Source organism: uncultured Veillonella sp. (genome assembly GCF_963524655.1).
In the GTDB taxonomy this organism is placed as follows: Bacteria; Bacillota; Negativicutes; order Veillonellales; family Veillonellaceae; genus Veillonella.
Window position 1 is genome coordinate 1 of the sequence record NZ_CAURHA010000003.1, and the last position, 20,615, is coordinate 20,615.

At 39.8% G+C, this 20,615-nt stretch carries 16 protein-coding genes and 1 riboswitch; of the genes, 15 read left to right on the plus strand and 1 reads right to left on the minus strand.

The window, feature by feature from the left end:
• Nucleotides 1–172: 172 nt before the first annotated feature.
• A complete protein-coding gene (locus RYM16_RS01195; RefSeq protein ID WP_314981847.1) occupies nt 173–1,516 on the minus strand; it encodes a threonine/serine exporter family protein in 1,344 nt (447 codons plus the stop codon).
• A 171-nt stretch (nt 1,517–1,687) separates the two neighbouring features.
• On the opposite strand from RYM16_RS01195, the gene RYM16_RS01200 reads away from it, so the two are divergent.
• The 15 genes from RYM16_RS01200 (at nt 1,688) to RYM16_RS01270 (ending at nt 20,614) form a co-directional block, all read left to right on the plus strand.
• Nucleotides 1,688–2,662, plus strand: a complete 975-nt coding sequence (locus RYM16_RS01200; protein WP_288991699.1) for a biotin--[acetyl-CoA-carboxylase] ligase — start codon at nt 1,688–1,690, stop codon at nt 2,660–2,662.
• 9 nt (nt 2,663–2,671) lie between these two features.
• Nucleotides 2,672–3,439 carry a type III pantothenate kinase gene (locus RYM16_RS01205; protein WP_009352711.1) on the plus strand — a complete coding sequence of 256 codons (768 nt, stop codon included), beginning with the start codon at nt 2,672–2,674 and terminating at the stop codon, nt 3,437–3,439.
• Nucleotides 3,440–3,533: 94 nt separating this feature from the next.
• Nucleotides 3,534–4,520, plus strand: coding sequence for a tRNA dihydrouridine synthase DusB (gene dusB / locus RYM16_RS01210; protein ID WP_314981849.1), 987 nt, complete (start codon nt 3,534–3,536; stop codon nt 4,518–4,520).
• A 123-nt stretch (nt 4,521–4,643) separates the two neighbouring features.
• On the plus strand, nt 4,644–5,117 hold the full coding sequence (gene greA, locus RYM16_RS01215; protein ID WP_054747760.1) for a transcription elongation factor GreA: 474 nt from the start codon (nt 4,644–4,646) through the stop codon (nt 5,115–5,117).
• Nucleotides 5,118–5,146: 29 nt separating this feature from the next.
• Nucleotides 5,147–6,670 (plus strand): lysine--tRNA ligase, encoded by a 1,524-nt coding sequence (gene lysS / locus RYM16_RS01220; protein ID WP_314981851.1) that lies wholly within the window; start codon nt 5,147–5,149, stop codon nt 6,668–6,670.
• A 115-nt stretch (nt 6,671–6,785) separates the two neighbouring features.
• Complete coding sequence (gene speC, locus RYM16_RS01225; protein ID WP_314981901.1) at nt 6,786–8,960, plus strand: ornithine decarboxylase; 2,175 nt, start codon at nt 6,786–6,788, stop codon at nt 8,958–8,960.
• A 148-nt stretch (nt 8,961–9,108) separates the two neighbouring features.
• Nucleotides 9,109–9,207: riboswitch (purine riboswitch) on the plus strand.
• A gap of 61 nt (nt 9,208–9,268) precedes the next feature.
• Nucleotides 9,269–10,612, plus strand: a complete 1,344-nt coding sequence (locus RYM16_RS01230) for an NCS2 family permease (protein WP_314981853.1) — start codon at nt 9,269–9,271, stop codon at nt 10,610–10,612.
• Between the two features lie 105 nt (nt 10,613–10,717).
• Nucleotides 10,718–11,998 carry a guanine deaminase gene (gene guaD, locus RYM16_RS01235; protein ID WP_314981855.1) on the plus strand — a complete coding sequence of 427 codons (1,281 nt, stop codon included), beginning with the start codon at nt 10,718–10,720 and terminating at the stop codon, nt 11,996–11,998.
• 167 nt (nt 11,999–12,165) lie between these two features.
• Nucleotides 12,166–13,119, plus strand: a complete 954-nt coding sequence (locus RYM16_RS01240) for a cation diffusion facilitator family transporter (RefSeq protein WP_009352649.1) — start codon at nt 12,166–12,168, stop codon at nt 13,117–13,119.
• Between the two features lie 125 nt (nt 13,120–13,244).
• Nucleotides 13,245–14,525, plus strand: coding sequence for a serine--tRNA ligase (serS, locus tag RYM16_RS01245; protein ID WP_314981856.1), 1,281 nt, complete (start codon nt 13,245–13,247; stop codon nt 14,523–14,525).
• A gap of 13 nt (nt 14,526–14,538) precedes the next feature.
• Nucleotides 14,539–15,183: a fructose-6-phosphate aldolase gene (gene fsa / locus RYM16_RS01250; protein ID WP_273298783.1), complete on the plus strand. Its 645-nt coding sequence runs from the start codon at nt 14,539–14,541 to the stop codon at nt 15,181–15,183.
• Between the two features lie 63 nt (nt 15,184–15,246).
• Nucleotides 15,247–16,209, plus strand: coding sequence for a class II fructose-bisphosphatase (glpX, locus tag RYM16_RS01255; RefSeq protein WP_314981858.1), 963 nt, complete (start codon nt 15,247–15,249; stop codon nt 16,207–16,209).
• Between the two features lie 216 nt (nt 16,210–16,425).
• Nucleotides 16,426–17,691: a UDP-N-acetylglucosamine 1-carboxyvinyltransferase gene (gene murA, locus RYM16_RS01260; protein ID WP_105081415.1), complete on the plus strand. Its 1,266-nt coding sequence runs from the start codon at nt 16,426–16,428 to the stop codon at nt 17,689–17,691.
• On the plus strand, nt 17,672–19,057 hold the full coding sequence (locus RYM16_RS01265) for a rod shape-determining protein (protein ID WP_314981860.1): 1,386 nt from the start codon (nt 17,672–17,674) through the stop codon (nt 19,055–19,057). Before murA ends, RYM16_RS01265 begins: the two co-directional genes overlap by 20 nt.
• Nucleotides 19,058–19,270: 213 nt before the next feature.
• Nucleotides 19,271–20,614: a phosphodiester glycosidase family protein gene (locus RYM16_RS01270; RefSeq protein WP_314981862.1), complete on the plus strand. Its 1,344-nt coding sequence runs from the start codon at nt 19,271–19,273 to the stop codon at nt 20,612–20,614.
• The last annotated feature ends 1 nt before the right edge of the window (nt 20,615 follow it).

Consider the following 20,615-nt stretch of genomic DNA (forward strand, 5'->3'; position numbering starts at 1 on the left):
AGCAACCAGTTTAGGTTACTCGGAAATAAAAGTCTAACTTTTTGGGGTCACTACAGTTGAGGACCAGCTCTTTTTATATATGCTCTTTTGATTATAATTACCTATTACTAGCTATAGGTAATTAGTACGCTATCTATATTGCGAAGCTAGTAATGTAGTTGGTGAGGCATATCTATTGGCCATCGTTAATATGACGTGTTGCCAAGTGCTGTTGAATTCTACGCTCTTTTCGGGCTTTCAAATATTTTTGAGCCAGTACATTTGGAATTGCTACACCAACCGCAATACTTACAATAGTGAAGATGCCTGTTACACCGCTTTGAACCATATGAAGTAAGCCAGATTCTGATAGTGAATTGATATGAAGCATATCAAAGAGGAATCTGTAATATAAAATACCAGGCATTAAGGCTATGGCAGATGAGACGATGATGATTGTGCTAGATGTTTTAAGCCACGTAGAAACTTTTACATAAATTACGCTCATTACAGCAGCGCCTACAAAGGTAGCACCTGGAATGGAGAAGCCAAATTCAACAGCTAATAAATTGCGGGTAAATACGCATAATACACCGCCAATACCAATGGATACTAGTAATCGGACAGGAGCGTTAAAGAGTACCGCAAAGGAAGCAGCAGCTATAAAAGACCCTATAATTTGCTCAATCGATAATACATGAGGTTTAATATCTACAAAGCTAAAGGCCGGCATAGGGTTAAAGTATAGAGCCATTGCCATGCCTAAGGTCATGCTACCAACGATAAGGATCGTTCTAATAGCTCTTGTAATTCCCGATAAAATATGGTTGTTGATGGTATCGATAACGGAGTTTATAAGCGGTACACCAGGTATCATAAATAAGGTACAACAAACAAGAACGTAAACTAACGAATCTTGTTCAATATGTGAATAGAAACCATAGGCAGAAACCATGGCGGCAAAGCCGCCAATTGCAATGCCTACATATTCATTGCAACCAAAGCGTACCGATAAGGTACGACCAAAATAACCGATTAGAGAACAAATAACAGTTACAATAAAAGCTATCATATCGCCACTATACAAAAAGGCAAGGCCTGCTGAACCGAGGGCGCAAGCAATACCCTTTATCCAATCAGGATATACTGGAATAGTGGAATCTAATTTTGAAATTAACTGTTCATAAGTTGTAAGTGAATAATGTCGTTCAAAGGCTCGCCAAGTTAGTTTAGATACTGCATTAATCATGGCCATATTGGGTACATGGACAGGTGTTTTTCTAAATACGGTAATAGATCGTTCTTTATGCAGTAAATTGAGCATAATCGTAGTATAGGAAATATGTATATTTAAATAATCATGAGGAATACCCATAAATGTGGCGGCTTTAAGCATTTCTTCAATGATTCGATTTGTATCGGCACCACATTCCATGAGTAGTTTGCCTATGTTTAATAGGACATCGAGCTTTCTATGAATATGAATAAACGGGTTCTCAAGAACTTCATTTTTTTCTTCTAATGTAAATTGTTTCATATATCTCCCCAGATAATGATAGATTATACTATTGTTATCTTTTACATACGGTATAACTTAATACTATATGTATTATATCATTAATTACTATAAATAATCCTTGCTTTTTATAGGGGACACTTGTACAATCGAATTGTAAACCTAGGTTGACAAAGAAAGGGGCTCTAAACTATGCGTGATGAAGTGCTAGAATTCTTGAGACAAAACCAAGGTAGTTTCGTATCGGGACAAGATATGTCCGAAGCATGCCATGTTTCGCGCACAGCTATTTGGAAACATATCAAGGCGTTACGTCAAAAAGGCTACAAAATAGAATCTTATACCAAGAGGGGGTATCGATTATTGGAGGAACCTGATTTGTTAAGTCCATTGGCCATGAAGCAAATCTTAAAGACCGATGTGTTTGGCAAACGATATGTTTATATGGATGTTACAGAGTCTACAAACCTAGAGGCTCGTCGATTAGCTCAACAAGGTGCTGAAGAAGGTACCGTTGTCGTTACAGAAGAGCAAGCAGCTGGTCGTGGTCGCTTATCTCGTGGCTGGTATTCTCCATTTGGTAAAGGTCTATGGTTTAGTCTTATCTTGCGCCCTGATTTTGCGCCTGTAGAAGCGCCAAAGTGTACGTTGATGGCCGCAGTGGCATTAACAAAGGCATTCCATAAAATGGGGCTCACTGATGCGGGTATTAAGTGGCCTAATGATATTTTAGTGAATGGCCGTAAATTGGTAGGTATCTTAACAGAAATGTCCGGCTCTATGGAGGAAATCTCTCATATTGTGATGGGCATTGGTGTCAATGTAAAGACTAAACAAGAAGAGCTCCCGGAAGAATTGAAGTTGATCGCTACATCCTTAACTATGGAAGGTATTGATATTGAACGGACGGAAGCATTTAGAATTATATTAGAAGCCTTAGAGCATCAATATTATGATGTGCTTGATAGCGGCTTTGAGGAAACTCTCAATGAATGGCGTCAATTATCGGTGACTCTCGGTGAAGAAATCGAGGTTCGCGCTCCTGGTAATACCTATGAAGGGGTAGCAACCGATATTGATGAAGATGGTAATTTATTAGTAAGAATCCCGGATGGGACTGTTAAACGTGTTATGGCAGGGGACGTATCAATTCGTCCGCGTAAATAGGAGGCATTCATGTTATTAGTAATTGATGTGGGGAACACCAACATTGTTCTCGGTGTATACGACAAGGCAGAGCTTGTAGGTCACTGGCGTATTTCCACGGATCGGGTGCGGACCACTGATGAATATGGCATGTTGATGATGAACTTGTTCTTCCACGATCGCAAGGTTAATGTGAAAGATATTAAAGATATTATCATTTCTTCTGTTGTACCTCCAATGATGCCTACATTAGAACGTGTATGTTTACGTTATTTCAATGTGAATCCTCTTATCGTAGGTCCTGGTACTAAAACAGGTATTGCTATTAAGTATGATAATCCGCGTGAAGTCGGTGCGGACCGCATCGTTAATGCTGTAGCGGCTCATGAAAAATACAAGGGTGACTTGATTATTATCGACTTTGGTACAGCAACTACTTATTGTGCAGTACAAGGTAATGGCGATTATATGGGCGGTGTTATTACCCCAGGTGTAACAATTTCTGCGGAGGCTCTATTCCAACGGGCTGCTAAATTGCCACGTATTGAAGTAAGAGATCCAGGGCAAGTCATTTGCCGGAATACCGTATCTTCTATGCAATCCGGTATGTTCTACGGCTACGTAGGCCAAGTAGAGGGTCTCGTAACGCGTATGAAAGCAGAAATGGGCGACCACGTAACTGTAGTGGCTACAGGTGGTTTGGCACAGCTCATCAGCAGTGCTACAGACTGTATTGACCATGTAGAGCCTATGCTTACACTAGAAGGTTTACGCCTTATTTACGAAAGAAATAAATAATGCTACTATAATATAGTTACGTATATGTAACGAAGTAGTGTACATTCGGGTACAGCTTATGCTGTACCCTTTTTGTTAGGGGATATAGAATTATATGAATCATAAACAGTGGCAAATAGGGTCCGTCAAAATTGATGGTCAAGCCATATTAGCGCCTATGGCAGGGGTAAGCGATATTGCCTATCGCTTACTTGCTAAAGAGCATGGCGCCGCCATGGTTTGCACCGAAATGGTCAGCGCCATGGGCATTAAATATAAAAATGAGCGCACTCATGAATTGTTGCGTCTTGAAGAGGTAGAACGCCCTGTATCTATGCAAATCTTTGGTTCCAATCCAGAAGCAATTGCGTTAGGTGCAAAGGTAGTAGCTGATGCAGGTGCTGATATTGTAGATATTAATATGGGTTGTCCTGTGAAAAAGGTAGTAACCTCTGGTGATGGTTCTGCGCTTATGAAAAATCCAGATTTAGCAGCTCGTGTAGCAGAGGCTGCGGTTAAGGCCGTCGATGTGCCTGTAACCGTAAAAATGCGAATCGGTTGGGATAGTGATTCCATCAATGTTGTGGACTTTGCTAAGCGCATCGAATCTACAGGTGTGGCGGCTATTGCAGTACATGGCCGTACTAAGGAGCAAATGTACAGTGGGCATGCTGATTGGTCTTATATTAAGGCTGTAAAAGAGGCTGTATCTGTACCGGTTATTGGTAATGGCGATATAGTAGAGCCTGAAGATGCAAAGCAAATGCTTGATGAAACGGGTTGTGATGCGGTAATGGTAGGCCGTGGTGCTCAGGGGAATCCTTGGATCTTTGGTCGTATTCACCATTATTTGGCGACTGGTGAAATATTACCGGCACCTACCGATATTGAGCGTCTCGATATGCTATTAAAACATTTTGATTTGTTATGCCAATATAAGGGTGAAAGTATGGCCGTTAAGGAAATACGAACTCATGCAGGGTGGTATATGAAGGGACTTCCTGAATCTGCCTATTGGCGCAATCGTGTGAATACAATTCATACTGTAACAAGCTTTCACGATGAGCTAGAATCATACCGTAAAATACTGGCTGCAATGTAGTGAGATTGACAAATGAATAGTATTTTTATATAATGGTTGAGATAATTTAGAAACAAAAGACAAGGTGTCATCTTACTATGGCACTTTTTCTTATTATTTATATGTAGAAAGAGTGGGGTACCCATGGCAGACGTAAAAGAAACATTACTTACCGCCGACGGTTTAAAGAAATTAGAAGAAGAATTAGCGTACTATAAATCTGTACGTCGTATTGAAGTATCTGAACGTATTAAGACAGCTATTGAATATGGCGATATCAGTGAAAACTCTGAATATGATGATGCAAAAAATGAACAAGCTTTCATCGAAGGTCATATTGTAGAGTTAGAAAATAAAATTAACACGGCGAAAATCATTGACGAGTCCGTAAAGGGCGATGTTGTATCTGTAGGTAGTAAAGTTGTTGTACTTGATACGATGTACAATGATGAATTGGAATATGTTATCGTTGGTTCCTCTGAAGCGGATCCATTTAACAATCGCATCTCTAACGAATCTCCTGTAGGTAAAGCTATTTTGGGCAAACGCAAAGGTGATGAAGTAGAGGTTTCCACACCAGATGGTCCTGTAACATTCAAAGTGTTAGCAATCCAATAATTTACATTTACTGACGAAGAGGCGATAACATGAGTGAAGAAATTAAAAATGTACAAGAAGAGCTGAATGAGCAAATGCAAATTCGCCGCGACAAATTGGCTGAATACGAAGCAGATGGCATCTATCCATTTGGTCAACGTTTTGTTGTAAAAGATAATGCAAAAGAAATTAAAGATGAGTTCTTCTTGAAATATGATGGTCAACCTGTAGTTATTGCAGGGCGCTTGATGACAATCCGTTCCCATGGTAAAACAGCATTTGCCAATGTTCGTGATAAATCTGGGGATATTCAAGTATATTTCCGTAAAGATGTATTGGGCGAAGAGGCTTATAAATACGTAAAAATGCTTGATATCGGTGATATCATCGGTGTAGAAGGTCATGTATTTAAAACTCATACAGGTGAAGTTACAATTAAAGTTAACAAATTAACTTTGTTATCTAAATCTTTACGTCCATTGCCAGAAAAATGGCATGGTTTAAAGGATACAGAACTTCGTTACCGTCAACGTTATGTTGATTTGATCGTAAATCCTGAAGTTCGTGATACATTTGTAAAACGTTCCCAAATCGTTGCTAAAATTCGCGAATACATGATGCGTGATGGTTTCATGGAAGTAGAAACACCAATGATGCATGCTATCCCTGGTGGTGCTGCAGCTCGTCCATTCATCACTCACCACAATGCGCTTGATATCGATATTTACATGCGTATTGCACCAGAATTGTACCTCAAACGCTTGATCGTTGGTGGTATGGACCGCGTATTCGAAATGAACCGTTGTTTCCGTAACGAAGGTATCGATAATCGTCATAATCCAGAATTCACTACTATCGAATCTTACCAAGCTTATGGCGATGTTGAGGATGCTATTCGCTTAACAGAAAACCTTGTGTCCTACTGTGCACAAGAGGTTCTAGGTACACAAGAAATCACATACCAAGGTACTGAAATCAATTTGACTCCACCTTGGAACCGTATCACAATGGCAGAAGGTGTAAAAAAATACACTGGTGAAGACTTTGATGCAGTAACTACTGTTGAAGAAGCTCGAGCTATTGCAGATCGTTTGAATGTAGAATATACAGATAACGATGGTATTGGTAAAATCTTAAATGCTTGCTTCGAAGATTATGTAGAAGAAAACTTGATTCAACCAACTATCGTATATGGTCATCCAAAAGAAATTTCTCCACTTGCAAAAGCAAGTCGTGAAAACCCATTGGCTACAGAACGTTTTGAAGCATTCATTTATGGTCGTGAATTGGCAAACGGCTTCTCCGAGTTAAATGACCCAATCGATCAAAAACAACGTTTCTTGGATCAATTAAAAGAACGTGAAGCTGGCGACGATGAAGCTCACCGTATGGATGAGGACTTTGTTACAGCTCTTGAGTATGGTTTACCTCCAACAGCAGGTTTAGGTGTTGGTATCGACCGTCTTGTTATGTTCTTAACAGACTCTGCATCTATCCGTGATGTATTGTTGTTCCCATTGATGAAACCAGAAGTGCATAAGCACGTTGAAGCTGAAGAAGAAGCAGCTGAATAAGCTAACATATAAAGGCTCCCTATTCTTTGAGTAGGGAGCTTTTTTACATGACCATAATGTACTACGTTAAATACTATAAGCATATAAAGTATTGACATGAAGAGAGGAGGCTATGGTGAAACATTTAAAAATTGCTTTTACCGATAGTGTAAAACCTTGGATTAGTTCTATCGAGGACCGTACATGCATACCTATTAATGAAACGGATTTTACCAACATAGGTGCCGTTGTGGTGAGCGCCTCTGAAATGGATGTACTCGATAATGAGCAAATTCGTTCTTTTGGAATACCTGCTATTGTAATGGTAGTAGATCCATCCCATACTATATCTTATGATATGGAGCAAATTGGGGCGGTAATAGATGTTACATCTACTAGCATAAATGACTATAAAGGGACGATAGAGCAGATTGTAGCAAGCTATGAAGCTTTGATTTTGCCCCCTTTCTTTAAGGCTTTATCTGATTATGTAGGAGATAACAATGCTCAATTTGACTGCCCAGGACATCAAGGGGGACAGTTTTTCGGTAAGCATCCTACGGGACGTGCCTTTTTTGATTTCTTTGGAGATCATATTTTCCGTGCAGACCTTTGTAATGCCGATGTAAAGCTTGGTGATCTTTTAATCCACGAAGGTTATGCTCATGATGCGCAGGCTCATGCAGCTGCAGTGTATAATGCGGATAAAACATATTTTGTATTAAACGGCACATCTTCTGCCAACAAAGTAGTACTCAATGCTCTTTTAACGCCAGGCGATATTATTTTATATGATCGCAATAATCATAAATCTATTTGCCATGGCGGTCTCGTTATGTCCGGTGCCACACCGATATATTTAGAGACCGCACGGAATCCGTTTGGTTCTATTGGCGGTATTCTAGAGCATTGTTTTGATGAAAGCTATATTCGGAATTTAATTCATGAGAAGGACCCTAATAAAGCTAAAGCAGACCGTCCAATTCGGCTAGCCGTTATTCAATTAGGTACCTATGATGGTACGATCTATAATGCGCGCCAAGTAGTGGACAAAATAGGTCACTTGTGCGACTATATTTTCTTTGACTCTGCCTGGGTTGGGTATGAACAGTTTATTCCTATGATGAAAGATTGTAGCCCCCTATTATTGGAATTAGGCCCTAATGATCCTGGAATTTTAGTGACTCAATCTGTGCATAAGCAACAAGCGGGCTTCTCTCAAACGTCTCAAATCCATAAGAAAGATAAACACATCAAAGGGCAAGACCGTTATGTAGATCATAAGCGTTTTAATAACTCCTTTATGATGCATGCTTCCACATCCCCTTTTTATCCACTCTTTGCATCTCTCGATGTAAATGCCAAAATACATGAGGGTGAATTGGGAAAACAATTGTGGCGTGAATGTATTGAACTAGGAATTGATGCCCGTAAGTCGGTATTAAGACGCTGCAAATATCTGAGACCTTTGGTACCACCTATAGTACATGGTAAGAAGTGGGAAGAAGGCAATACACAAGAGATGGCTAATGATGTGAGCTATTTTGCCTTTGAACCAAATGCAAAATGGCACTCCTTTAAAGGCTATGGTGAAGGGCAGTACTTTATCGATCCTTGTAAATTCCAGTTGATTACGCCTGGTATTAATGTTGAAACAGGGGCGTATGAAGACTTTGGTATTCATGCCAATATATTGGCCAATTACTTGCGGGAAAATAGAATTATTCCAGAAAAGTGTGACCTCAATACGATTCTATTCCTTATGACTCCTTCAGAATCTAAAGCGAAAATGGATGCATTAGTCGATCAGCTTGTGCGTTTTGAAGAGCTTATAGACCGCAATGCCCCTATGGAAGAGGTGTTGCCGTCGATTTACTATAGCCATATAGATAAATATAAAGGTTATCATATTCGCCAACTGTGTCAAGAAATGCATGATTTTTATAAAGCTAGAAACGTGAGTACTCTACAACAACGCTTATTCTCCAAGGAATACTTCCCAGAATATGTAATGAATCCACAAGAGGCAAACTTTGAGTTTCAACGCAATAAGGGAGAGCTTGTACCTTTAGATGAGGCGGAAGGTCGCATTGCACTTGAAGGGGCTTTGCCGTACCCACCAGGTGTATTATGCGTACAGCCTGGAGAACGATGGTCTCGGACTGCTTGTGATTACTTCCTTGCTTTAGAAGAAGGAATTAATCAATTGCCTGGATTTGATCCAGAAATACAAGGCGTATACCTTATTGAACAACCTGATGGCTCTAAAAAAGCATATGGTTATGTCTTGAAAAAAGAATATGAAATGTAAATCATAAATAGTTATTGACAATGCATAAAAATAACTTTATACTAGGTGCATAGATTGTGTTATTGGCATAACAGATATGAGAAAAATTCATAAAATAAAAATTTCTTATTTAGCCTTATCAATAGTAAATAGCAGATAAGGATTAACTGTATAGACATATTACTAATCTTGTATAACCTTGACGGGATGGGTCAAGGGTCTCTAGCGTAAACCGAGATTTACGACTACAAGAGCATCTTTATGATGCTCTTGTAGTCGTTTTTTATTTATCCATTTTATTTTTTTCTAAAAGTTTGGAGGAATATGAGATGAGTTCAATGGAGTACGAAAGAACAAATGAAGCAAATGGTTTTCTTGATCGCTTTTTCAAGTTAACCCAACATGGAACATCAGTGAAAACTGAGTTTTTTGCAGGTATTACGATGTTTATTGCGTCAGTATATATTCTGGCAGTAGTACCAAACTTATTATCTGTATCAGGCATGCCGCATGCTAGTGCAGTGGCAGCGGTTGTATTAACAACAGCTTTTGCGACCATGCTTATCGGTTTAGTGGCTAATGTTCCTGTTATCGTAGCACCAGGCCTTGGTCTCAGTGCGTTCTTCTCGTACACTATTTGTGGTGCCATGGGTCTTAGTTGGCAAACTGCATTAGGTGCCGTTTTTATTTCCGGTACAGTATTTGTTATTTTAACGGTTACTAAAGTTCTTAACAAGATTGTAGATGGTATTCCACAAGTACTGAAAACATCGATAGGTGTAGGTATTGGTTTATTCGTTGCTTTCATCGGTTTTAAAAATGCTCATATTATCGTACCTAATAATGCAACCTTTGTAACCCTAGGTAACATGCAAGATCCAGCGGTATTATTGACTTTACTAGGCTTATTTATTACTAGTATTTTGCTGGCAAAACAAGTTAAAGGCGGTTTGCTAATCGGCATGGCGTTCACTACAATTGCAGCAATGGCTTTAGGTTTAACTAAGATACCTGCTACAAGTGCGGATATCTTTAACTTGGTGCCACCAGTTCCAGTTGATACATTCGGTCAACTAGATATAATGGGCGCTATTAAATATGGTATTTTCTCTATTATTTTCTCTATCACTATTGTAGATATGTTTGATAATATCGGCACATTGATTGGTGTTACGAGAAAAGCAAATTTGGTAAATGAAGATGGTAAGTTCGAAGGGTTAGATAAAGCCTTGCTATGTACTTCTATTGGCGCTGCAGCAGGTGCCGTTGTAGGTACTTCTACAGTTACTTCTTACATTGAAAGTGCGGCAGCCGTTGCCGACGGTGGTCGTACAGGTCTTACAGCCGTTGTAACAGGTCTTTTATACTTGGTAGCCTTGTTCTTTGCTCCATTGTTCTTATTGGTACCACCACAAGCGACTGCACCGGTACTTATCACAATTGGCGTATTTATGATGAGTGAGGTAACACATATTGACTTCACTGACTTTACAGAAGCATTGCCAGCATTCTTAACAATTCTTCTTATGCCTTTAACATTCAGTATTGCTCAAGGTTTATCTTTTGGTTTTATCTCTTATACATTGATTAAATTGACTACAGGTCGTCGTCATGAAATTCATCCTATTATGTATGTCATGACATTGGCATTTATTATTCACTTTGCCATCTAAAATGCCTATAATATGAATCATATAGCATTGTATATTGATTGAAAATTAATCTAGCATGTGGTATAGAGCGACTCATCTATAATCATGAACATGCGAGGAGGTTATATGAATTCAACAACCATTTTAAAAGGAAATATTTTATATACACCACGTCCATCAGAATTTGTAGCTATTCAACAAGGTTATGTTATTGCCGTCGATGGTGTAGTTGTTCATTGTGGTGAAAGTATACCACCAGCGTATGGAGAACATCCGATTACGGATTATGGTGATCATCTCATCATCCCCGGTTTTGTGGATACTCATGCTCATGCACCGCAATATTGCAATCGCGGTTTAGGTATGGATAAGGAACTCTTACCTTGGCTTGAAACGTATACCTTCCCAGAGGAAGCAAAGTTTAGTGATCAAGAATATGCTCGTTTAGTATATGGCGCCTTTGTACACGACTTATGGCGAAATGGTACGACGCGAAGCATCTTGTTTGGTACGATTCATAAAGATAGTACATTAGTATTGATGGAGCTTTTACAAAAAGCAGGTTTATCTGCCTATGTGGGAAAGGTCAATATGGACCGCAATAGTCCAGAGTTTTTAATTGAAGACACACATCAATCCTTAGCTGATACTAAAGAGTGGTTAGAAGCATCAGCTCAATTTGGTCCTTTAGTAAAACCAATTATTACGCCTCGTTTTGTTCCATCTTGTACAAGCGAGTTAATGGGTGGTTTAGGTAACTTGGCAGAAGCGTATAATGTGCCGGTTCAATCTCACTTATCAGAAAATCATGGTGAAATTGACTGGGTAGCAGCCCTACATCCTGAGGCAGCTAATTATACAGATGTATACTATGAACATCATCTCATGGGGAAGGTGCCCACAGTGATGGCTCATTGCATTCATTTAAGTGACGTAGAAATGGACCGCATGGCAGAAACACAAAGTATGGTATCTCATTGTCCGTATTCAAATGTAAATTTATCTAGTGGCATTGCACCGATTCGTAAATTGTTTGAACGGAAAATACCTATTGGCTTAGGTTCCGATATTTCTGGTGGACATATTGTATCCATGGCGAAGGTTCTTACCGAAGCCATTGGACTATCCAAGATGAAATGGGTGGAAGTGGATCAAACGTATGCGCCACTTACATTGAGTGAAGCCTTCTATATGGCTACAAAGGGCGGCGGTAAGTTCTTTGGCAAGGTGGGCAGCTTTGAAAAAGGTTGTGAATTTGATGCTCTTGTTATCGACGATACGACGTTGTTTGACCCTAATGAACGCTCCTTAGAAGAGCGATTGGAACGTTGGTTGTACGTAGGCGATGATCGACACATAATAGAGCGCTATGTAGCTGGTAAAGTAGCTCCAGAGCCTACGAACTAAATAAGGATTAAAAATATTCAAAAATTGAAAATTTACTCCTTATAGAAAAGAATATTGATACATTACAAGCAGCTGATTTGAAATGCATTCAAATCAGCTGCTTTTTGCGTATCAATGTACTTGGTGTATAATAAAAGGATGTAAAAATTAAGAAAGTGGGGGACTTAATGGATATATTAGGCGCAAGGCGCTCTATTGAACAAAAGTTATTAATGCAGTCTGTTGCCTTGATGGCACTTGTGGCCGTTAGTGGTACTATAATGGGGATTGTTACAGGGTCTAGTGCCGTCTTATTAGATGGTGTATTTTCCTTCGTGGACGTAGTTATTAAGATTATGATGCTTATGACTGCTAAGCTTGTAGCGAGAGAAACAAGTAAGCGATTCCAGTTTGGCTTCTGGCAATTTGAACCGCTTGTGTTAGCTGTAGAGGGTTTCTTTATTTTACTTATTGTCATTTATGCTTTATCGAGTGGTATTACAGACCTTTTATCTGGTGGTCGTCATGTAGACTTTGGACCAGCTATTTATTATGCTATATTCTTTACTATTGCAGATACTGCGTATTATTTATATGTACGTCGTATTAATAAAAGTTTACAGTCTAACTTGATTAAGTTTGATAATGTAAGTTGGTATGTAGATGCCTTGCTAGAGGCAGCTATTTTGATTAGCTTTGTGGTAGCTACCATGCTAGAAGGAACGGCGTACGCTGAATGGGCAGCCTATATTGACCCTATCGTATTAATTGTATTAGCCGTACAGATGTTACCGTCTGCGATTCATATTATTGTACCATCTATGAAGCAAATCTTGGGGTGGGCACCATCTTCATTACATAATGAAGTACAAGAAATTATGGATCGTTTTATGGAGAAGTATAATTTCAAAGATTATGTAACGAGTGTGCAAGTATATGGCAGTACCCGTATCATCGAGATTGATATTTTAGTTCGTAAGAATTTCCCATATCAGACAATTGCTGAGATTGATGCAATTCGCAACGAAATTGACCAAGAAATCGGCGGTAATCCTACAGAGAAGTGGGTAACCATATCTTTCACAGGCACTCGCAAATGGATGGCGAAAGATTATTTGCTAGACGAAGAAGATGATGAGTAGTATAAAATGTTGATGAAAAGACTAGTATATAACGTATAATTTAATGATAAATACACCAATATATGGTATACTTAAACGTATTGAATATATTGTACGTAGCATAGTTGGAAAATGAGGTTTATAGCATGTTAGATTTAAAATTTGTCCGAGAAAATATTGATTTAGTGCAACAAAACTTAGATAACCGTCACACAACAGGCGATTTGGAAACCTTTGTATCCGCTTATGATGAACGTCGTCAGTTGATTGGTAAGGTAGAAGAGTTAAAAGCGCTTCGCAATTCCGTAACTGAAGAAATTAGCCAATTAAAACGCAATAAAGAAAATGCGGATGATAAAATCGCAGAAATGAAAAAAGTAGGCGACGAAATTGCTGAGCTTGATAACCGTATTCGCGATGTAGAAGCAAAATTACGTGATGCGGCATTGATGTTGCCAAACATGTGTGATCCATCTGTTCCTGTTGGTGCTGATGAAGAGGAGAACGTAGAGCAACGCAAATGGGGCGAACCACGTCAATTTGATTTTGAAGCGCAAGCTCATTGGGATTTAGGTGAAAGTCTTGATATTCTAGATTTTAACCGCGCTGGCAAAATGAGTGGTGCCCGTTTCACTGTATATAAAGGTTTAGGTGCTCGTTTAGAACGTGCCTTGATCAATTTCATGGTTGATCTTCATGTAGACAAACACGGCTATACTGAAATGATGACTCCATACATGGTAACTCGTGAAACCTTGACTGGTACTGGTCAATTACCTAAATTTGCTGAAGATATGTACCATGTAGCGGATACAGAATATTTCTTGATTCCTACTGCTGAGGTTACATTGACTAACTACCATGGTGGTGAAATCTTGAGCGAAGAGGAATTACCTAAATACTACACTGCATTCACTGCATGTTTCCGTGCTGAAGCAGGTTCTGCAGGTCGCGATACTCGTGGTCTTATTCGTCAACATCAATTCAATAAAGTTGAAATGGTAAAATTAGCTAAACCTGAAGACTCTTTCAAAGAATTAGAAACTTTGACAGATAATGCAGAAGAAGTATTACGATTATTAGAATTACCATTCCGTGTTATCACTCTTTGTACAGGTGATATGGGCTTTGGTTCTGCTAAAACATATGACGTAGAGGTATGGATGCCAGCACAAGGCAAGTACAGAGAAATTTCTTCTTGCTCCAATATGACAGACTTCCAAGCTCGTCGTGCTAATATTAAATTCCGTCGTGGTCCTAAAGGCAAACCTGAATTTGTTCATACATTAAATGGTTCTGGTCTTGCGGTGGGCCGTACAGTGGCAGCAATCTTAGAAAATTGCCAACAAGCTGATGGTTCCGTAGTGATTCCAAAGGTTTTGGTACCTTATATGGGTGGCGTTGAAGTCATTACACCTGCGAAATAAGAGGGGGAATTCTATGAAATTCTTTATTGATACAGCAGAATTTGATGAGATTAAAGAGGCCTATGCCTTTGGTTTTATTGATGGTGTTACGACAAATCCATCTCTTATCGTGAAAGCCAAACGGGACTTAAAGCAAGTTATTTCTGAAATTGCAAGTCTTGTAGAAGGTCCTGTTAGTGCAGAGGTTATTTCCACTGATGCTGAAGGAATGGTAAGAGAAGCGCATGATCTTGTAAAATTAGGCTCTAATGTAGTTATTAAAGTACCTATGACTCCTGAAGGTCTTAAAGCCGTTGCAGTTTTAAGCAAAGAAGGCATTAAAACAAATGTAACTTTAATCTTTTCTGCTAACCAAGCGTTGTTGGCGGCTCGCGCAGGTGCTACTTATGTTAGTCCATTTGTTGGTCGCATTGATGACATCAGCATGGATGGCCTTACATTGATTCAAGATATTGCAGACATCTTTGCTATTCATGAAATTGAAACTGAAATCATTGCTGCTAGTGTGAGAACGCCGTTACACATCATTCAATGTGCTAAAGCGGGTGCTCATATTGCAACCGTTCCATTTAAAGTGCTTATGCAAGCTATGAAACATCCGTTGACTGATGCAGGCCTTGCGAAGTTCATGGAAGATTGGAAACAAGCTAATCAATAAGTTAAGTAAAGACTCTGGGTAGGAGTTATATCAAAACATAGAGGACTTATAAGGAGGCCCATTATGGATCGTACATTATCTTTGGAATTTGCTCGTGTCGTTGAAGCAGCCGCTTTGCGCAGTGGTCGTTTGCTTGGTCGCGGTCAAAAAGATGCAGCTGATGGTCTAGCTGTAGATGCTATGCGTCAAGCTTTTGACTCTGTTCGCATTTCTGGTACTGTAGTTATCGGTGAAGGTGAAATTGACGAAGCTCCTATGCTTTACATTGGTGAACATGTAGGTGCAGGTGGTCCAGAAGTAGATATCGCAGTTGACCCTATTGAAGGTACAAACTTAATTGCGAAAGGTCAAAACGGTGCTATTGCAGTTATGGCAATTGCTGAAAAAGGTGGTTTATTACATGCACCAGATATGTACATGGAGAAACTTTGTGTTGGTCCTCGCGGTGCAGGTGCTATCGATATTACAAAATCTTTGACTGAAAACATTAAAAACGTAGCTGCTAAAATGGAACGTAGTGTAGAGGAAATTACGTTGGTTATGCTCGATCGTGAACGTCATCAAGGTTTGATGAAAGAAGCGCGCGAAATAGGTGCTCGTATTATGCTCATCTCCGACGGTGATGTTAACCCAGCTATGGAATGTTGTATCGAAGGTTCTGGGGTACACATGGTTGTTGGTACTGGTGGTGCACCAGAAGGTGTATTGGCTGCTGCTGCATTAAAATGTGTAGGCGGTGATATGCAAGCTCGCTTAAAACCAGAAACTGATGAAGAAATTCGTCGTTGCCATGAAATGGGTATTACCGATGTAAACCAAGTTCTTACTTTGGATGATCTAGTTCGCACTGATGATGTTATCTTTGCGGCTACAGCTATTACACGTGGTAATCTATTGAACCCAATTCAATACTTCCCAGGTGGTGCGCGTACACATACTATCGTAATGCGCTCTAAAACTGGTACTGTACGCTTCCTTGATACAGTACACATGGATGATAAATTGAAATCCTTAAAAGCAAAATAATAAGAAGCCCCTCTACATGAATGGGACCTAAAAATTTAACAATATTTTTGGGTGAAACGATTCAAAAAAAGAGGGGCTTTTTTCTCAGTATTTTCTCACATTCTCTTGATGAGATATATCGAAAAATAGTATAATAACATTTAGTATATGACGTTATAAATACAACGTCTTGTAGTTTATACAAGATGATCGATATAAAGTGTAGGAGGAATTCTGTTGGAAAAGCTAATCATTCAAGGTGGCAATCGCTTGGAAGGCCGTGTACGTGTTAGTAGTGCTAAAAATGCGGTACTCCCTATTATTGCCGGTACTTTGCTAGCATCAACACCTAGTAAATTACTTGAAATTCCAAATTTGGAAGATGTAGGTACGATTTGCCAAGTTATCGAGTCTTTGGGGGTTAAAATTACTCGTAATGAAGCAGATGATGAAATCATTTTTGATGCATCTACATTGACTGCTACTGAAGCTCCTTATGAACTTGTACGTAAAATGCGTGCATCCTTCCTTGTAATGGGGCCTCTTTTGGCGCGTAAAGGGGAGGCTAAAATCTCCATGCCTGGTGGCTGTGCTATCGGCGCGCGTCCTATCGACCTTCACTTAAAAGCTTTTGAAGCTTTAGGTGCTAAAATTGAAATTACTGAAGATTATGTATATGCTCATGCTCCTGAAGGCCTTAAAGGTACTCAAATTTACTTGGACTTCCCAAGTGTAGGGGCTACAGAAAACGTAATTATGGCCGCTTCTATGGCAGAAGGTAAAACTGTTATTGAAAATGCTGCAGAAGAGCCTGAAATCGTTGATTTAGCAACATTCTTGAACGCTATGGGCGCCAATATCCGCGGTGCTGGTACAAACGTAATCCGTATTGAAGGTGTACCTCAATTGCATGGTGCTACTCATACGGTTATTCCTGACCGTATTGAAGCTGGTACATACTTGATTGCAGCGGCTATGGCTGGCGGTGATGTATTCGTAGAAAATGCGTTACCAGAACATTTGAAGCCTGTAGTAGCTAAATTAAAAGAAGCTGGCGTTACTGTAGAGGAAGAAATCGACGGTATTCGCGTTATCAGCACTGGTAAAGGCATTAAAGCTGTTGATATTAAAACATTACCATATCCTGGCTTCCCAACAGATATGCAAGCTCAATTTATGGCGCTTACTACGATTGCAGAAGGTACAAGTACAGTAACAGAAACGGTATTTGAGAACCGCTTCATGCACGTAGCTGAACTTCGTAAGATGGGTGCTCATATCGATATCGATAATCGCCAAGCGATTGTAGAAGGTATGCCTCGCTTGCACGGTGCCGTAGTAAATGCTACTGACTTGCGCGCTGGTGCAGCTCTTGTTTGTGCTGCGTTGACTGCAGAAGGTAGAACTGAGGTAGGTCGTCTACATCATATCGACCGTGGCTATGATGATTTTGTAGGTAAATTGCAAAGGTTAGGTGCTGATATTGTTCGGGTTGACGAATAAGAGTACAGAGCCAAAACAGAATAATAAGAAAAGAAGCCGGCGCTCTAAAGGGCCGGCTTTATACAACGAGCAACAAAACCTCGGTGCTGCAAAGGTTGAAAACGCTAAAGCGAGCACGACTCGTAAGCCCTTACGTAGAACAAAGCGCAAGTCTACGAAGCTTTCAGAAGGTGTAGCAAAACAAGCGAATCACTTAGCCTCTAATATGCGTGAGGCTATGGTTAGAGTCACTAAAATGCGCCGTGCTGAGCGTCGCAGCCGTGAAACGGTAGCCATTGCTAAAACTACGCCTGCTATGACGTTAAAGCGTTTAGTTCGCCCTGAGCAAGTTGGGGATTTAATGGGCCGTTTGAATCGATCCTTAAATTTTGATTTGGGAATCGATTTAGGAACTGCCAGCATTCTCATTTTTGCTAAGGGAAAAGGCTTGGTGCTTGATGAACCAGCTTATATAGCAAGAGATGATAAAACCGGTGATATTCTTGCCTTAGGTGAGGCGGCCCGTTCCATGGTAGGTCGTACGCCAAAGGGAATATCTGTCATTAGACCTGTTCAAGCCGGTGTTATTGCAGACTATGATATGACAGAATTCATGTTAAAGTACTTCATTCGCTCTGTTGTACCTGCTTCTCGATTGATGAAAACACGGATTATCGTATGTGTTCCATCAGGTATTACACCTGTGGAAAAGCGCGCTATTTTAGAGGCTTTGCTTAGAACAGGGGCCAAAAAGACGGTTCTGATTGAAGAACCGTTGGCTGCTGCTATGGGGACCGGTCTCAACGATGCTAAGCAGGTAGGTGCAATGGTTGTAGATGTTGGTGGTGGCACCACAGATATTGCCGTCCTCTGCGATACAGGTGTCGTTGTAAGTGAATCTCTTCGTATAGGTGGAGATTCTTTTAACGAATCTATTATTCGTTACATCCGCCGGAAGAAGCGTCTTGTCATTGGTCCATTAACAGCAGAAAAGATTAAAATTTCTGTAGGTACTGTGGATCGCCGTGCCAAGGAACGTACTATAGAGGTACGTGGACGGGATGCGAGCTCCGGCTTACCTAAGATGGTAGCGGTAAATTCTTTAGAGATTCAGCGTGCTTTAGAGGCACAAGTCATGAATATTTTAGAGGGTATTAAATCTATTTTAGAAAAAACGCCACCTGAACTTGTGGCTGCCATTAATGATCACGGTATCATCCTAACGGGTGGGGGTGCTCTTATCGATGGTTTGGATCGCGTTATTACCCGTTCTGTTGGTATTGCGGCATATTTAGTGGAATCTCCGCGATATGCAGTTATTAAGGGCGTTGCAAAGGCTCTTGATGAAATGTCACAACTTCGTGATACATTAGATGAGTTACAATGATATACGATTTTGATTTAAGATAAACGTAACGAAGTTACTAACTATAGATTGATTATTATTTAATGATTTTTCTATAGCTGGTAACTTCGTTTTTTAGTTTATATTTTTGAAATTTTCATCTTTATGATGTATACTATAGTAAAAGTATATTGTATAAAATTGATATAAAATATATGACCATTGATATGGTTTATCGTTGTAGAGGAATTATATATGAAACGATATCTATACATAACTTTTGCTGTTTTAGGTTTCTTAGGCAGCACTGTTCCTTATGCTGAAGCAGGTAATTTAACAGGGGTACGCGTATCTAATCATGAAGGTACTAGCCGCATAGTTCTGGATGTATCTGAAATGCCCGTGTCTTGGACTCGCTCCTATAATGAAGCTACCCATGCTCTCACTCTTAATTTAGGGGGGACTACAAATGGTCTGACAGGGCCTATTAGTCAAAATGATACAAAGACAGGTGTTCTAAAAGGTATTGGTTTGCAGCCAGTAAATGGAAGTTTACAAGTAACTTTAACGGCCAATAAGGATGTACAACATCATGAGTTTACTTTGGAAAAACCAACACGTATCGTTGTAGATCTATTTTCTAGCTATGCCCAACAGACTACAAAAGATATAAATAAATCTGTGGCGTACAGCAAGATTAATAACACAGTGCCTGAAGGTAAAATTCAAGCTTATGCTTTAACTGTAGATAATGATTCGCCTATGGTGGTAGCTCATGTTCCAGAAGGTAAAACCTTGGCAGCTGTCAGTCAGGCCCATACTGCTTTGATTGGAGCGAAGGTAAAAGGTGGTAGTTTTGAACGTCCTTATTCTGTAGCTAGCGATGGCACTATTGATTTAGAGCGTATCTCTAATCGTGGTACGTTGCGGTATACTCCGAATCGCGGTTATTTCATAGAAGAGAAAAAGCCCTTATTACAAGCTAAAACACAAAAAGAAAGCTTTATGATTACTGCTGTAAATGCACCGCGCAAAGAGAATGCTTTAACATTGTATACGAATGCTTATGGTCCTTCTACGAAGACCAATGACTATGGCTATGAAGTGACTGTAGCCAATGGTAAGGTTATTAGCGGACAAAATGGTAACTCTAAGTTAGGGGAAAACCAATATGTATTATCAGGTCACGGTGAGGCTCGTGAGGCTTTACGTAAGTTAAAGGTAGGTACACCTATTTCGATACAAAATAGACCGGAGCTTGCTCAAGTGAGCACAACAGGTGGTGCTAGTCTACAAGCGGGGACGATGGTGATGAAAAATGGTCGCTATGTAGGGGCCGATTCATCTAATAATAAAGCGCGTAGCTTTATAGGTACTACAAAGGACAATAATTTGGTAGTATTAGCTGTTGATAAAGTAGGACTTCGATCTGTGGGGGTCACTCAAAAAGAAGGGGCAAAGTTATTATCTAAGCTTGGCGTAGTAGATGGCGCTGAGTTATCTAACCAAGGTAGTGTTGACTTAGTTGTGAAAGATGAGTATGTGCATAAGTCAACTTCTTCACCTACAAGCTATGAGGATATAGTAATCATAAAATGAA

Excerpts from the sequence above, each read along its gene's own strand:
- fsa (WP_273298783.1), top strand. The coding sequence starts at position 14,539 with ATGAAATTCTTTATTGATACAGCAGAATTTGATGAGATTAAAGAGGCC.
- glpX (WP_314981858.1), top strand. The coding sequence starts at position 15,247 with ATGGATCGTACATTATCTTTGGAATTTGCTCGTGTCGTTGAAGCAGCC.
- greA (WP_054747760.1), top strand. The coding sequence starts at position 4,644 with ATGGCAGACGTAAAAGAAACATTACTTACCGCCGACGGTTTAAAGAAA.
- guaD (WP_314981855.1), top strand. The coding sequence starts at position 10,718 with ATGAATTCAACAACCATTTTAAAAGGAAATATTTTATATACACCACGT.
- serS (WP_314981856.1), top strand. The coding sequence starts at position 13,245 with ATGTTAGATTTAAAATTTGTCCGAGAAAATATTGATTTAGTGCAACAA.
- RYM16_RS01230 (WP_314981853.1), top strand. The coding sequence starts at position 9,269 with ATGAGTTCAATGGAGTACGAAAGAACAAATGAAGCAAATGGTTTTCTT.
- RYM16_RS01195 (WP_314981847.1), bottom strand. The coding sequence starts at position 1,516 with ATGAAACAATTTACATTAGAAGAAAAAAATGAAGTTCTTGAGAACCCG.
- RYM16_RS01270 (WP_314981862.1), top strand. The coding sequence starts at position 19,271 with ATGAAACGATATCTATACATAACTTTTGCTGTTTTAGGTTTCTTAGGC.
- dusB (WP_314981849.1), top strand. The coding sequence starts at position 3,534 with ATGAATCATAAACAGTGGCAAATAGGGTCCGTCAAAATTGATGGTCAA.
- RYM16_RS01200 (WP_288991699.1), top strand. The coding sequence starts at position 1,688 with ATGCGTGATGAAGTGCTAGAATTCTTGAGACAAAACCAAGGTAGTTTC.
- RYM16_RS01240 (WP_009352649.1), top strand. The coding sequence starts at position 12,166 with ATGGATATATTAGGCGCAAGGCGCTCTATTGAACAAAAGTTATTAATG.
- lysS (WP_314981851.1), top strand. The coding sequence starts at position 5,147 with ATGAGTGAAGAAATTAAAAATGTACAAGAAGAGCTGAATGAGCAAATG.
- RYM16_RS01205 (WP_009352711.1), top strand. The coding sequence starts at position 2,672 with ATGTTATTAGTAATTGATGTGGGGAACACCAACATTGTTCTCGGTGTA.